We start from the raw sequence: 14,385 nt of genomic DNA, 5'->3' as shown, positions 1-14,385 counted from the left end.
TATAAGAAAAATTATTCTTTTTATACTTTTGTATAAATTAATTTATACAATATGGTAAATCTCGAGTGGTACAGAACTTTTAAAGCCATTTACGAACGTGGAACATTAACAGGAGCAGCCGAAACTTTATTACTAAGCCAACCAGGTGTTAGCCAACAACTAACCGCTCTTGAAACTTATATGGGAGTAAAGCTATTTGAGCGTAAACCCCGAAAAATGTTGCCAACGCCTAATGGAATACAGCTTTACAATCAAATTGAGGAGGCCATTCTTCAACTTGAAAAAACCGAAGAGAATTTTAAACGAAGAAACCTTAAAAACCTACCATCAGCAAAAGTTGGTATGTCAATAGAAATGTTTACTCATGCTTTTGCCGATATACTTGATAAACTTGCAATGAACGTTGAATTTACTTTTGGAGAAAATGAAGACTTACAGTCTAAACTATTCGCTAAAGAGTTGGATTTAACCATTACCACACTACAACACAATCATCAAAATATCGAATACAAACACCTTTGTAAGGAGGCTGTTTTATTAGTTTGCAGCAAAAATTTGGATACAATTCCATTTAATCAGTTTGTATATAAGAAAAAGTTAGATGAAGCCGAAAAATGGTTGAGTCAGCAAAACTGGTACTCCTACACCTATAAAATGGAAACCATAAAATCGTTTTGGTCTCAAAATTTTAAAAAGAAACCTTATTTTAAACCACGATATGTAATCCCTAATTTAAGTGCAATGCTAGAGGCAATTCAACGCAACAAAGGCATTTGTATTTTGCCCTCGAGCTTGTGTAAAGATTTGCTCATTAAAAAAGAAATTAAAGAGTTATGGCAAGGAGTTAAAACTACTTATAACAATAAATATTTTGCAATTCAAACTCAAAGTAAAAATTTAAAACAAACTGAAGAGATAATAAAAATCCTTTTAGAAAAGGAAAATCAATAATTAAAAAATATAAACAGATGAAAAAAATATACTATTTATCAACTTGCTCGACCTGTACCAGAATTATTAAAGAATTAAATTTGAGTTCCGAATTTATATATCAAGACATTAAAACCGAAAAAATTAACAAACAACAATTGGAAGAGATGGCTAAAATGGCCGGGAGTTTCGAAAGTTTATTTAGCCGACGCGCAATGAAATATAAAGAATTAGGCTTAAAAGATAAAAAACTAAGCGAAGAAGAATACAAAAATTATATTCTCTCGGAATATACCTTTTTAAAGCGACCAGTATTAATCGTTGATGATAATATATTTATAGGTAACTCGAAAAAGACCGTGGAAAATGCAAAATCGGCACTCTAAACAAATAAGAAGTATGGCTGTAATTTTGTAAATAGCTTATTAAATAATAACTTATCCTCTGTTTTTAAGATACCACACTAAAATTTTATCGTTTTTTTTGATTGTTACTAAACTTAAAACTTTTACTTATGCCTTATTTAAAAGTTCAAACTAACAAAAGCTTTTCAAGCAAAAAGCAGCAAAACTTTTTAAAGGAATGTTCAGCTCTTATTTCTTTCGAGCTAGGAAAACCTGAAAAATATGTAATGACTGTTTTTGAACCAAAAATTGAAATGACATTAGGTGGAAACAACGATTCTACCATTTTTCTTCAGCTAAAAAGTATTGGTTTACCTGATACCAAAACAAAAGACTTATCAAAAAAGTTTGCCAATTTAGTTGAAGAAAAACTAAAAATCCCTAAAGACAGAGTGCAGGTTGAATTTATGGATGTACCAAGAGGTTTTTGGGGTTGGAATGGTATTCTTTTTTGATTTACCAACAAAGCAAACGTTTGAAAATAAATAATCAGTTAATTTTTTAACAATTTACATGTTTTTTATTGCTTTAATAAAAATTTTACACACCTTTACATCGAAAAATTGAGATAAGCAGAGATGAAAACATTAATTTACAAATATAAAAAGCTTTATAAACGCAATAAACAGTTGCTGTTTTTGTAGATTTGTAGAATAATGTGATGCTCTTAAAATATAGAAGCCTGCAGAATTCTGCAGGCTTTTTTTGAATATTTATTTTATACTAAGCAACACTCCAGATAAACTGGAAAACTGAAAAAACTAAAAAACTATTAACCAATGAAAGTTTTAAAATTTGGTGGTACTTCGGTTGGATCACCTGAAAGAATTAAAAATCTGGCAGAACTAGTACAGGCAGATGAATCAAGAATTATTGTTTTATCAGCAATGGCAGGCACAACCAATGCTTTGGTTGAGATTACTGACTTATTATACAAAGAGAATAATGATCTGGCTAATGAAAAAATTTCTGAGCTAGAGACTCAATACAGAAAACGTATTGAAGAATTATACACCACCGAAGAATATAAGTCGAAAGGTAATGAACTCATAAATTCTCATTTTAATTATATCAGAAATTTTGTCTATAGAAGCTTTACCACACTTCAGGAAAAGGCAATTTTAGCACAGGGAGAGTTGATTTCGACAGCCATGTTTCACTACTATTTATCTGAAATTGGTGTTAACTCAACATTTTTGCCAGCCTTAAATTTCATGAGAATCGACAAAGATGGAGAACCTGATTATTTCTATATAAAAGAAAATCTAGAACGTATTTTATCTGAGGAATCGGAACATAAATTATTTATTACTCAGGGATTTATTTGCCGTAATGTTTACGGAGAAGTAGATAACTTAAAAAGAGGTGGTAGTGATTATACTGCATCTTTAATTGGTTCGGTACTTCAATCGGAAGAGGTTCAGATATGGACTGATATTGATGGTTTCCATAACAACGACCCAAGGTATGTTGAAAACACAAGTGCATTAAAGCAATTATCATTCGACGAAGCTGCCGAGCTAGCCTACTTTGGGGCTAAAATTATGCACCCATCGAGTATTGTGCCCTGCAAATTAAATCACGTTCCGGTGCGTTTAAAAAACACACTAAGTCCTTTAGATGAAGGAACTTTAATATCCGATGACTCGATAGGAAAAGGCATAAAAGCTATTGCTGCCAAAGATGGGATTACTGCGCTTAAAATTAAATCGGGACGAATGTTACTGGCTTATGGTTTCTTGCGAAAAGTATTCGAGGTTTTCGAAATTTACAAGACTCCTATCGATATGATTACAACATCAGAGGTTGCAGTATCGCTTACCATTGACGACGACTCGAACCTTAAGGAAATAGAATCGGAATTGGTAAAATATGGCAATGTGGAAATTGATAAAGACCAATCGATTATTTGTATTGTTGGCGATTTTATTTCGGAATCGGCCGGAAGTGCAAAGTTAGTATTAGAGGCTCTTGAGCACATTCCATTACGTATGATTTCGTACGGAGGAAGCTTACACAACATTTCTGTTTTAGTAAGCAAAGAAGATAAAGTAGCCGCACTTCAGGCATTAAGTAATCATTTGTTTTAGAGTATCACTTACAATCAATTTTTATCATGTTTAATAGTACGCGAATAGATAAATTCAACCAATTAGAAACTCCATTCTATTTTTACGATATGAATATATTGGAGCAAACTCTTAATTCAATTCAATCCGAATCTTCGAAATATGGATATCATATTCATTATGCTGTAAAGGCAAATGCGAACCCGAAAATCATGCAAAAAATACAATCGTATGGTTTTGGTGCCGATTGTGTTAGTGGCAATGAAATTTCCAGATCGGTTGAATGCGGATTTCCTGCCAGTAAAATTGTATATGCAGGAGTAGGTAAATCCGATAAGGAAATAAAAACCGCTTTGGAAACAGATATTTTTTGTTTTAATTGTGAATCGATTCCAGAAATGGAATTAATTAACGAGTTGGCCAAACAGGAAGGTAAAGTTGCAAAAATTGCAATTCGTATTAACCCAAATGTAAATGCCAACACTCACCATTATATTACAACTGGTATTGAGGAAAATAAGTTTGGAATTAACCGCTGGGAGTTCGATAGTGTTATAGAGAATTTAAAAACTTTTAAAAATATTAAATTAATTGGTCTGCATTTTCATATTGGATCGCAGATTACCGATTTAAGTGTTTTTAAAGGTCTTTGCCTAAGAATAAACGAAATTCAGGAATGGTTTAAGGAAAGACAAATTTTTGTAGATCTTATTAACGTTGGTGGTGGTTTTGGTGTAGATTACGAAAACCCGGATGAAAATCCGATTCCCGATTTTACTACTTTCTTTGCAATCTTTGATGAATTTTTGAATCTAAAAGCAAATCAGGAACTGCATTTTGAATTGGGACGTTCTGTTGTTGCCCAGTGTGGAAGCGTAATGTCAAGAGTTTTGTATGTGAAAAATGGTGTAAACACAAAATTTGCCATTTTAGATGCCGGAATGACTGAGTTATTGCGTCCTGCATTGTATCAGGCTTATCACAAAATAGAAAATGTAAGCGCCAATGGCGAAACAGATAAATACGATGTTGTGGGACCTATTTGCGAGTCGTCGGACTGTTTTGGCAAATCGGTAAAGTTACCAAAAACAAAAAGAAACGACTTAATTGCTTTAAGAACAACCGGTGCTTACGGAGAAGCAATGGCTTCGCAATACAATTTAAGAAATATTGCCAATGCAGTATTTTCTGACGAAATAGACCCAGCGTAAACAAATATATATTACCTATTAAAAAGGGCAATATTCTTACTTGAATATTGCCTTTTCTATTTAATACCTATTTTTTTAAGTAATGATTTAGATGGAGTTATAAACAAAGTAATATTAGAAAACATTCCTCCTTTGGCATAAGAATCGATAATATTATTCTCGTGAGTTATTTTACTACCCGATAAACTTAATGTATGATTTTCGTTTGTAACATCGAAATTAATATTTGCCCGATAGCCATACTCAAACGAAAGCCACAACCAATCTGTTAATCCTTTTTCTATCTCGAAAGAAAAATTAACATCTGATTTTCTAAGTTCCAATGTTTTAAACTCACTTAATTCCGAATCGTCTAAATGGATACTGTAACTGCCACCTTTTAAGCCTGCTTTTGCATATAAAAAACACAATTTCGATGGCTGATATCGCAACTTAAGTCTAGCAGGTAAAAATGCCTCAACACCCCATTTATCAGAAAAAGTATGGTTATAAATAAAAGTTGGAAATACCAAAGGGTCTCCAAACGTATAAGAAAAGGCTAAACCAACACCCCATGATTTATATTTATTTACTTTCCAACCAATTACGGGAGATATTTCCATTTTTAGAAAAGTATATTTCCTTACATTTCCAATATGTTCCTTCCAATAATCGCCTTTTAATTTTGCATTAAAACGAAGCATAAAATACCTGTTTCGTTTCAAATGAGTCATTAAATACAGGCTACCACCAATACTTTTCATATTTTTATCATCCAAACTTTTATAAAGAGGATAATCGTTTTGCTCGATATTCTCAAAATGAATTTCTTCGTCGCTGTATTCAAAACTACCGGCTAGTTTTATCTTATCGTTTAAATACAATGGGAAACGCACTTTCGTTTTAAAAATACGATTGTATTTTATTTTTCCCTGTCCATTACCATAAGTATCTGAATTCGATCTTACATCGAATGCTGAATTTGTATGAAGAGATGCAGATAATCCACGAACTGGCCCTACTCCTTTTATTCTGGGGTTCCAGTCATATTTAGTCGTATCAATTCCGTTCTGAGCAATAAGCCCGGATGATATAAAAAGCAAAAGAACAAAAAAGAAACAATATTTTAACATAAATTAAATTTACATGATATTTATCTTAAGGAGATCAAAAGGTTATACTCTAATTAACTTTTTTACAAATTTATATTACCAAACACCTCACTATTAAAACCAGTATCCCAAACTTACATAACTTAAGACCTTATTTTTTTTATTGGAATACATTAAAGAAAATTCCATTGGTCCTATTAAACTATTGTACGAATAGGTTAAAGCAACTCCTCTTACCCATTTTCCACTCTCAAACGATCGATTAATATCCTCACTTAACCTTCCTATGTTAGCTTTAAAAATCAGATAATTATTTCGGAATAATTCATATTGAAAATCTGCTCTAAACACAACTGAATTGGTCGAGTTCATCTCCATCCTTTCTAATCCTACAAATGGAATTTGAATATCAAAATAATCGGTTTGGTCTATTCCACCCGTATAAGTATTAAAAAAGTCGGGAATATTTTTACCCCAAACCACTCTACCATATATTTTAGGGTAAATAGTAAAATTTGAATTCAAACTTATGGCCTTCTGAAACTTTAAATAAGCAATAGAGGCTGGTCGTTCCATTCCTTCGAGACTTGCTCCATTATTCGTTACCAATTTATATTCACCATACAAACTTATTCCTTTTTTAGGATAGTATGCTTTTTCGTGAGAATCGAGTCTTAAAAATGCATAATACGAAAAAAAGTAATCATCTTCTTTAACTAAATTTAAATCTGATATGTTAAAATTCGATTTTAAATTGTAGTACTCTGCTTTTGCTCCAAAACCTATGGAATATGATTCTCTGAAAATCGAATGAAAATTCACATCTAATTTAATATAATCGAGATCATAACTCCCAATTTTGTCACCATCTTCAAAAGCGTTAACTTCCCAATCATTATACTCAGCTTGTAAAGTAAGGCCTGGCTTTAATCCATTGTCTATTGCGTAAGTTGTTACGAATCTAGGATTTTCGGCCAATTTTAAATCGAAGGATAAATGAGATCCACTTCTTAATTTATTACGAAATGTTGTATTCAAAAGCACGCCTGCCTTGTTATCAGAATCGTATCTTAATCCTACATTAAATCGTTTTGTAGTTCTCTCTTTTACTCTTACCTGTAAAGATTTTGTTTTATTGCCAAGTAATTTAAAATCTACATTATCGAAATATTTACTTCCAAAACTACGATTAATACCTTTCTGCAACTGGTACAAAGAGACTACTCCAGGAGTACTTAAATTCAATTTTCCTGCCAGTAAAGATTTACTTACTTCATTTAAACCCTGAAACTCAATATTTTTAAGATAATATTTTGTTGTATCTACAGGTGGTTCATATTTCTTTATTATATTCTTTTTAAGATGGTATTTCTCTTTTAATTTTTTTAAGGCAGGAATAAATTCTCGTCCAATTTTTTCGCCTTTATAAATTAAAGAATCAGCATTTTTAAAACTCCCAACCGAATAATCGCCAATATCAGGTCTAATATAAACATCAACATAATTTACATTCTTTTTAAACTCTTTAAGTGCCATTAAAGATACAGTCTGGTTTATAATATCCAGAAATGAATGCAATTCTTCTTTTGATTTAGGCCCCGATTGCACATCTACCCCAATTACAATGTCGGCACCCATATCGATCACTTCCTTTACCGGAAAATTGTTAACCATTCCTCCATCAACCAAAAGTTTACCATCAATTTCGATAGGTGAAAATACTGTTGGAATCGCCATACTAGCTCTCATGGCTTCGGGCAAATATCCTTTGTCAAGTACAATTGCATCTCCGGTTTCTATATCTGTGGCAACACAAACAAACGGAATAGGAAGTTTTTTAAAGTCGTTAACATCGTGATATTCTATTGATAACCTTTCAAATAAATTAATAATATTTTGCCCATTTACAATTCCACTTGGCAACTGTATTCCTTTCGGTTTTATTGGAAAGGACAAAACACTTCTTTCATAATTTACTTTTTCATGAAAAGGAACGTATTTTCGTGAAATTTCATCAGCAAGCAGCTTATCCCAATCCTGACTTAAAATCATTTTTTCTATATCAACTGCCGAATAACCAATTGCGTAAAATCCACCAATAATACTTCCCATACTGGTTCCGGCAATATAATCAATCGGAATTCCCAACTCATCAATAACTTTAAGCACTCCAACATGAGCAAATCCTTTGGCTCCGCCTCCACTTAGTACCAAACCGATTTTTGGCCTTTTACTATTTACAGTGGAATCCTGAATATTATGTGCAGAAGTTGTAAAAGCATAAAAAACAATAAGAGCAAACAGAATGGTGTATTTCATTTTCAATATTTTCTTTCAATTGAGATATTAAACATTAGCCTATAACTTAATTGAATAAGACGATTTTCATCAGGAAACTTGTAGACCTAATTACAGAAGCAATCAAATTTAATTTTCTTTTTATATCAATTGGATAATTATACGATAAAATTAATTATTCATTTTTAAATTCTCTACCATTTTAAGTACATCTTTCTCCTCTTTTCCTTTCTTTACCTTTATTCTTATTGCTCTTAAACCATATACACCTTGTAAATCTTCGAGAACCAATGATTCGATATTATCTTCAAAATATCCAAAAGCAATTAAATATTCTAGATAGCGTTTATACTCTTCTATTTCTTTTTCTTCGCTAAAAATAATTGCCAGCATTCCTGGCTGAGTTAATCTCTCGTTTGTACCTTTTATAAGGGCTTTATCTATTCTCTTTTTAACAATCTCGTAACGAATATTATAGGCACCATCTACATCAAATTTCTTTTCATCCTGACGGAAACGAATGGCTAGAGCCTGCGAGTGTACCAATATTAAACCCGTAGTTTCGAGTGGTATCGGTAAAGTTTCTTTTAATTTTTCAGTTTTTCTTGCCAGTTCGGCACCTACAATCAATTGCCATAATCTTAAATTCTTAAGATATATAAGATCAAAGCTTTTTCCATTGGCTATACTATCTCCAATATAAATATTATGCTCTACTCCATCGGTACGGTATTTTTCAAAATAATGCGGAAACATTGCCTGAGCTTTCTCCTCTTCGATTTCCAAATAAGAAGTTACACATTCGTTTATAAAGGCTAAACTATCTTCAAAATCTTTTCGGCGCTTGTAAACAATATTAAGATCTGAATCGATATTATTTCGATAATTTAAAATTGCCTGATGTACTTCTTCTCCATTTTCGTTAAAATGATCGAATAGAGGTTCAACATCACTTCTCAAAAAACCCAAAACATTCATTTCATCACCCGAAGATAAATTCTCCTTTATTCCATTTATAAAATAATCGACCTTATAAATTAACTGATCGTAAATAGGCATATTTATATTATCATATACCCTAAGCAGCACTTCTTTTGCCAAATTTAATTGTTCCACTAAATCATCCTGAATGGTCTGATTTCTAATATCGGAAGAGTGACGTACATCAATGGCACCATACAATGGGTAAACATTTGAAAACACAATTTCCTCCATTTTTGAAGATACACCAGTTTCTTTTGCAAGCAATAGATTTGAGGCTGCATCTAAAAATCGCCATTCAACACTCGGATGAATAGCGGTACACTCTTCTTTTATAATTGCCTGGATTTTATTTTGCAACTCCTCAGTGGTACGCTGAATTGCAATTGAAAAAACGGGAATAATATCCTTTATAACTCTCAGTTTCGAGAATGTAATATCATGAGCCTGAGTAGATCCTATTTCCATAATGCCAACCAATTCCTGACCATTATAAAGTGGAATAATACTTATGTTATTTATTCCCTGATCTAATAAAGCTTGCTCAAGCGGCATAAGATTTTCTCTTTTTGAAAGATCATTTACCAAAACAACCGATTTTAAGCTCGCTGCTTCTTCGTAAATTGTTCCCCTGTAATCGTCGCAATTAAACTTTTCGGGACTTAAGAAACCGTGCCAGTAATTTGCTCGGTTCTCTACATTACCCTGATTCATACTAAAAGAAATAATTCCCAGGTTCAAATTTGGCAACTGCAGTAATGAGCGAATATTTTGCTCCAACTGTTCAAAATTTTCTTTTTTTATAATTGATGCTTTTTCGAGCAATTGAGATTTTAAGGAAGATATAATTTCAATTTGACTAACATCGACATATTGAAAAGGTAAAAATCCACAAAATGTAAAGTTATTTAATGGAAGTACCTTCATCCAAAAATCCATATCTAAGGGATTATTTAGCATGGTATAGAACTGTTCTTCACTTATTTTTGGCAACTCTCCCTGATGAGAAATATCAATACATGTTTTATCAAACTCTAGTTTATAATATTTTACAAGATCATTTAATTTATCGGTTATTTTGTATAAAAAGAAATATTCATCTCCGAGTTGTTTACCGTAGAACTTTTCCAGTATCATCGAATATGCATAAAATAACAATGTAAAAGTCTTGTAACACTGGTCCTGCTCACTCTGTCCTACAAGCTCGATCTTTAAATTTTCGTTCCCATACAGTTCCTTGTATTTGGGCGTAAAATAGAAATTTTCATCGTCGAAAGGAGTAGCAACCACTCCAATTGAGTTTCGGTATTGAGATGGAGTATAAAAATAACTCATTAAAATATGTATACTTTCCCTATATGCAGACACCTCTTTTATATCAAAATCGGATGTTTCCAATTCGGGTTTTTCCTTTAGCATTTTTAGTATCGCCTCGGCTTGTATGTTAGGATAATCATTTGCTTTCTGCTCTTCTTTAATTTTGTTGATTAAAGGACGAAAACTAAGTGATTTTTTAAAGGGTATTTCCTCTATATTAAGCTTAATTCTATCAAGTTTCATAGTTATTTTTAAATTGGCCTGAATACAAAGCACTAAAGTAGTTGTTTTTTATCTATCCTCACTAAAACTTAAATTATTAAAGTCTTTTTAATAATTAGAATTGCGCTACAAAACATCTCTTAATTACTTGTTTATTTATTAGATATCAGATATAACAAAGCTCGCAACAAATACTGCAGCGGGCTTTATATTTATAATTTTATTTATTTTAAATATGATTTTAAATCTTCGATCATTTTATCAAATCCATTCAATTGTTTTTCTATTAATTCAATATCGAAAGATTGAATTGCCATATCCAACTCTTTACAATAAACATCTAAAATTTTACATGATTTTTTGAAAGCAAATGCTGATAAATCCTCACTAAACTTCTCGATTTCATAAATTATCAAATCACCTTTAATTTTATTCCATTCGCCAAAAAACTCATCTTCCAGTTTAGAGATAACCTCTGGTAAAATACGAATACATTCTTCCGAGAATTTTATCTCTTGTTCTACCACTTCATTTTCTTCTTCATCAAGATATCGGTATGGAAGAAATCGTTTAAGTACAGCAAATACATCTTTTCTAAAAACTGGTTTTTGCAGATATTCATCAAATAATGCATGAATTCTATCCAACTCGTCATTCATTATCGAAGCTGTAAACGCAACCACCGGAATATCTTTCCATTCTTCGTTATTTTTAATTACTTCTGTAGCATCATATCCATTCATTCCAGGCATTCGAATGTCCATAAATACAATATCTGGTGTTTCAGTTTCCATTAATTCGATGGCTTGTTCTCCACTTTCTGCTTCTAAAAAAGTAACATTTTCGAACTCAACAATTCGTTTTAACACCAATATGTTAAATTTTAAATCATCAACAATTAGTATTTTACATGGTTCTAAAGTGAAATTATTTAATTCTTTTGTTTTTAAATCCTCATCGCACGATACTTCTGCTATTTTTACATTTTTAAATTTTATAGTAAACTTCGATCCTCTTCCAACTTCGCTTTGCAAACTTATTTCCCCGTTTAATTTCTTAAGCAAACCTCCTACAATTGTTAAACCCAAGCCTGTTCCTTCGTAATACCTGTTACTTTGTCCGCTCTGCTGAGTAAATGCTTTAAAAACATTTTCCTGCTGATCTTTTTTAATTCCAATTCCTGTATCTTCTACATTTAAAAATAGATTTATTGCATTAGGATCACTTGTTTTTACAGCCGAAACCGATACATGGATATATCCCTTCGCAGTAAACTTAATTGAGTTTCCTACCAGGTTAAATAAAATTTGATAAAAACGAACCTCATCCATATAAATATATTGAGGTACCGAGCTATCTACCGTAATATTAAATGCTAAATTGTTAATCTCAAGCTTCTGTTTAAATACCTGTTTAATTTGATTGATTACAATTTTACATTGCATAGGCTCTAACTCGATATTCATCTTACCTGATTCAATTTTTGAAAGGTCGAGAATATCATTAATTAAAGCAAGAAGATTACGGCCGCTAGTTAAAATTGTATGCAAATAATTTCTATGTTGAGGATTCTCAACATTAGAATGTAACCATTCACTAAATCCGAGAATAGCATTCATCGGTGTACGAATTTCGTGAGACACATTGGCAAGAAATTCCGATTTTGCTTTAGAGGCTTGTTCTGCTTTATTTTTTTCTATTTGTAGTTGCTGCTCTTTCTCTTTAAGGTCGGTAACATCTCTAATGATAACTAACACTTCTTCAGTATTTAACTTAACAAAACGAGCTTCAGAATATAGCATTTTGTCTCGGTTAAAACTGCTATAATTAAATTCAAAATTCCCCTTTACCAAACATTCTTCAATTGCCGATATAAAAGAATTACACAATTCGTCGTTTAAAACATCGCAAATAGAGTTAACATCCTTATTTTTTAATTTATCAAATAAGCTATATTCAAATTTCGACTGAAATGAAATTACTTCTCCATCACGTTTTAACTTTAAAATTTCATCAGGAATTGAATTTATTATGCCACGATTTGCTCTTTCGCTTAAAACAAGATTAGTTTGAATTTGATTTCTTAAAAATGCTGTCGAAATCATACTACTAATGGTTCGTAGCAATTCGATCTCCGACTTTGTCCATAAATGATTCGTGTCACATTCATCAAAGCCAATAAAGCCAAACATTTTACCTGAAATTACAAGGGGCAAAACAATAATTGATTTTATTCCCTGAGACTCGAGCATTTTCCACAAATCATCAGGCAAATCGACAATAGTATCGGAATATACAATTCCTTCCTCTTTTAGTAATTTTTTCCATGATGGAATTGTGTTATAGGGGATATTCTGTAATTCATTCTTTTTAGATTGTATACCCTTATTGCACCATTCGTAAGTATTACTTGTTGTTTTTCTATCGACACTATCTTCAAAAATATACACTCGACTAACCCCGGTATGCTCTCCAATAATTCTTACTGTTTCGCGAGTACTACTTTCAAAATCGTCGAGCGAATTATAATTTACCGATATTTCGGTTAAAATTTGCTGTTGTTTTAAATTGCGGGCTATTTCAAATTCATTTTTCTTTCGTTCGGTAATATTATGAGCTACAATTATAATTTCTTTAAAATTACAATTATTCTGTGAAGTAACCTCCTCAAGAGTACCCGCTAAAAAGCACCTTTTTAGTTCACAATTTTTACACTTATCCTCGGTAAATTGCACGTTTACTCTAACCCATAAAACATTATCATCTCGGGTAAGAATTGGCAATTCGAAATAACTAATACATTTATTTGTGATGAACTGTCGGGCAAAATATTGAAAAATCTTTCTTCGATATTCATCCGGTACAAAGCTCAAAACACTTTTTCCCAACAAATTTTCCTTGGATTGCCCCAGTATTTGACTGGCAATCTGGTTTACAAATATAATTTCTCCTTTCAGATTTACTTTACAAATTATATCGGTAATACTTTCTACCAAAGTAAAATATTCCTGCTCTGTTTCCTGTAAACGCAGTGTTCTATCTTCTACAAGCTGCTCTAAATTATTATTTAAACTTTTAAGCTGCAGATTCGATTCATAAAGTTCAAGAGACTTTTCTTCCAAAAGTTTTTCGGCCTGAAAACGAGCTGCTTTCTCTCTTTCTAACCTACGTCGCATTATTTCATTTTCCTTACTCATAAACTTTTCTGAATAATAAATAATACTTCGGATTGATCCTGATTAAGGAATTCTTTACTTATTATTGCTTTTTCATTAAAATGATTTAAACAACCTTGAATTAATCCTTCTGCAAAATCGGCCATTTTTCGCTGTGAAGTATATATCAACTCCATAGAAGTAGATGTTTGTTTTCTCACCTCTATTTTTGGTAACTCAGCTTCGGGATATAATTTTAAAACCTGTACGTGGATGGTATCTTCAACTCTATTTAAAAACTCAAAAGCATTGATGTGTAAAAAACTATTTTTTTTATATGACTTTACAAATACCTCAAAAACGTATACCCCATAAGTATAAAATAATTTACTTACTGATATTCCGGTTTTCGCACTTAGTTTTGTAACAAGAGTAAATATTTCTTCATGAGAATAAGTGCCCACCGATGTATAAACACCTTTGCTGGGTAAATCAGATTTTTCGATAATATGATCTACAGTTTCGTATCCAAATTCCTTTTCAATCATATCCAGAAATTCACAAAAAACTAATCCTTTCATAAGCGACAGTAAATATATAAGTAGTTAAAATTTATTGTGTAATAGTTAATGGTAAAAAGCTAAGGCTTTTGACATTAAATTTTATTACGAGAAAAAACAAACATAGTTCAATATCTTATTAACTTT

The 14,385-nt window shown here is 31.7% G+C and carries 10 protein-coding genes; 5 read left to right on the top strand and 5 right to left on the bottom strand.

Features of this window, described 5'->3' with window-relative positions:
* Positions 1-51: 51 nt before the first annotated feature.
* From ACT3CE_RS07305 to lysA, 5 genes are all read left to right on the top strand, one after another.
* Positions 52-951 (top strand): LysR family transcriptional regulator, encoded by a 900-nt coding sequence (locus tag ACT3CE_RS07305; RefSeq protein WP_444709107.1) that lies wholly within the window; start codon positions 52-54, stop codon positions 949-951.
* Positions 952-968: 17 nt separating this feature from the next.
* On the top strand, positions 969-1,316 hold the full coding sequence (locus ACT3CE_RS07300) for an arsenate reductase family protein (protein ID WP_444709106.1): 348 nt from the start codon (positions 969-971) through the stop codon (positions 1,314-1,316).
* A 128-nt stretch (positions 1,317-1,444) separates the two neighbouring features.
* Positions 1,445-1,789 (top strand): phenylpyruvate tautomerase MIF-related protein, encoded by a 345-nt coding sequence (locus ACT3CE_RS07295; protein ID WP_444709105.1) that lies wholly within the window; start codon positions 1,445-1,447, stop codon positions 1,787-1,789.
* 324 nt (positions 1,790-2,113) lie between these two features.
* Complete coding sequence (locus ACT3CE_RS07290) at positions 2,114-3,424, top strand: aspartate kinase (protein ID WP_444709104.1); 1,311 nt, start codon at positions 2,114-2,116, stop codon at positions 3,422-3,424.
* A gap of 26 nt (positions 3,425-3,450) precedes the next feature.
* Positions 3,451-4,614, top strand: coding sequence for a diaminopimelate decarboxylase (gene lysA / locus ACT3CE_RS07285; protein ID WP_444709103.1), 1,164 nt, complete (start codon positions 3,451-3,453; stop codon positions 4,612-4,614).
* Positions 4,615-4,670: 56 nt separating this feature from the next.
* On the opposite strand, the gene ACT3CE_RS07280 is transcribed toward lysA, so the two are convergent.
* The 5 genes from ACT3CE_RS07280 to ACT3CE_RS07260 all read right to left on the bottom strand — a co-directional run bounded on the left by ACT3CE_RS07280 (position 4,671) and on the right by ACT3CE_RS07260 (position 14,259).
* Positions 4,671-5,726: a DUF6268 family outer membrane beta-barrel protein gene (locus ACT3CE_RS07280; RefSeq protein WP_444709102.1), complete on the bottom strand. Its 1,056-nt coding sequence runs from the start codon at positions 5,724-5,726 to the stop codon at positions 4,671-4,673.
* 93 nt (positions 5,727-5,819) lie between these two features.
* Positions 5,820-8,024 (bottom strand): patatin-like phospholipase family protein, encoded by a 2,205-nt coding sequence (locus ACT3CE_RS07275; protein ID WP_444709101.1) that lies wholly within the window; start codon positions 8,022-8,024, stop codon positions 5,820-5,822.
* 150 nt (positions 8,025-8,174) lie between these two features.
* On the bottom strand, positions 8,175-10,544 hold the full coding sequence (locus ACT3CE_RS07270) for a hypothetical protein (protein ID WP_444709100.1): 2,370 nt from the start codon (positions 10,542-10,544) through the stop codon (positions 8,175-8,177).
* A 203-nt stretch (positions 10,545-10,747) separates the two neighbouring features.
* Positions 10,748-13,720, bottom strand: coding sequence for an ATP-binding protein (locus ACT3CE_RS07265; RefSeq protein ID WP_444709099.1), 2,973 nt, complete (start codon positions 13,718-13,720; stop codon positions 10,748-10,750).
* Entirely contained in the window at positions 13,717-14,259 is a 543-nt protein-coding gene (locus ACT3CE_RS07260; RefSeq protein WP_444709098.1) for a heme NO-binding domain-containing protein, read from the bottom strand. Before ACT3CE_RS07260 ends, ACT3CE_RS07265 begins: the two co-directional genes overlap by 4 nt.
* Positions 14,260-14,385: the final 126 nt, after the last annotated feature.

The sequence above is a fragment of the Marinifilum sp. RC60d5 genome (assembly GCF_052400665.1).
GTDB lineage: Bacteria > Bacteroidota > Bacteroidia > Bacteroidales > Marinifilaceae > JBQTGK01.
This window is presented reverse-complemented; position numbering and strand designations above follow the sequence as displayed.